The 1,390-nt window shown below is 62.2% G+C and carries 1 protein-coding gene; it reads left to right on the forward strand.

Going from position 1 to position 1,390, the window contains the following annotated elements; translation table 11 throughout:
- Positions 1-127: 127 nt before the first annotated feature.
- Positions 128-1,312 carry an integrase catalytic domain-containing protein gene (locus ACYSM9_RS21830; protein ID WP_461859038.1) on the forward strand — a complete coding sequence of 395 codons (1,185 nt, stop codon included), beginning with the start codon at positions 128-130 and terminating at the stop codon, positions 1,310-1,312.
- Positions 1,313-1,390: the final 78 nt, after the last annotated feature.

The following is a 1,390-nucleotide window of genomic DNA, read 5'->3' on the forward strand; positions in this document are numbered from 1 at the left end:
CGCGTTGACTCATTGAAAACATCCGCGTAGTCCGATTCGTTGCCTCATTTGAAAACCTCCGCTTGGGCGGCGTGGTTGGGGGTGTTGGCAGCGGGTGGGGGCTATGCCCGTTTTCATGGAGCTAACGATGGCCCAGCGGCATGCTGTGACGAAGAAGAAGGCCCTCGCTTACCGGGGCGCTGATCGTGCAGGGAAGTCCCGGATCCTGGATGAGCTGGTCGAGTTGACGGGTTGGCACCGTGACTATGCCCGGGCTGCGCTGCGGGACGCGCTGGTCCTGAAGGTCGTCAAACCCAGACCGGGCAGGGCCCCGGTCTATGGCCTTGATCTACTGGACCCGCTCATCAGGTGCTGGGCGGTGCTGCGGGCCCCTGCGGGGAAGCTTCTGGCCCCGATGCTGCCGGTTCTGGTGCCACTGCTGCGCCGGGACAAAGAGGTGGACATCACCGATGAACAAGCCGCGCTGCTGATGCGGATGAGCGCTGCGACCATCGACCGGAAGCTCGCCGGCGAACGGGCCAAGCTGACGCTGCGGGGACGGTCCCACACGAAGCCGGGCACGTTGCTCAAGTCCCAGATCCCGGTCCGAACCTGGGCGGAGTGGAATGACGCCGTGCCGGGCTTTGTCGAGATTGACCTGGTCGGCCACGAGGGCGGCAACAACTTCGGAGAGTTCTGCTTCACCCTGACCGTGACGGACATTTGCACCGGATGGACGGTGAACCGGTCCGTGCGGAACAAGGCCGCCAAGTGGGTCTTTGAAGCGCTCGAACACGTCACCGCGGTATTCCCGTTCCCGATCATCGGGATCGATTCGGATAACGGCTCAGAGTTCATCAACGACCACCTGCTGGCCTACTGCCACGCCCGCCAGATCACCTTCACCCGGTCCCGGCCCGGGAACAAAAACGACGGCGCCCACGTGGAGCAAAAGAACTGGGCACGGGTCCGTGAACTGGTCGGCTACCTGCGCTACGACACCGCCGGCGAGCTGGAAAAGCTCAATGAGATCTGGGAGCTGGACCGGGTCTTCACCAACTACCTGCTGCCCCAGCAGAAGCTAATTTCCAAGCAGCGCTACGGCGCGAAAATCACTAAGAAACACGACACGCCGGCCACACCCCACCAGCGCGCAATACGACACCCGCGAATGCGTAAGAGCCCGGTCATTCGGATGAACGCCGCTTTCAAACGCATCAAACCCGGGGCCCTGTCCCGCCAAATCCTGGCCCTTACCGCCGAACTGGAAACCCTTGCACTGGCCAAGAAACCAGCTCCCATCAAACCCGTAAACCGGGCCTGGAACCCCTAGACCTCCGGAGCCTCAGGCACCGAGGCAACGACCACGCGAAACGGAGGTTTTCATTTGAGGCAACGTATTACTCTTCCC

Source organism: Arthrobacter sp. C152, from assembly GCF_054890965.1.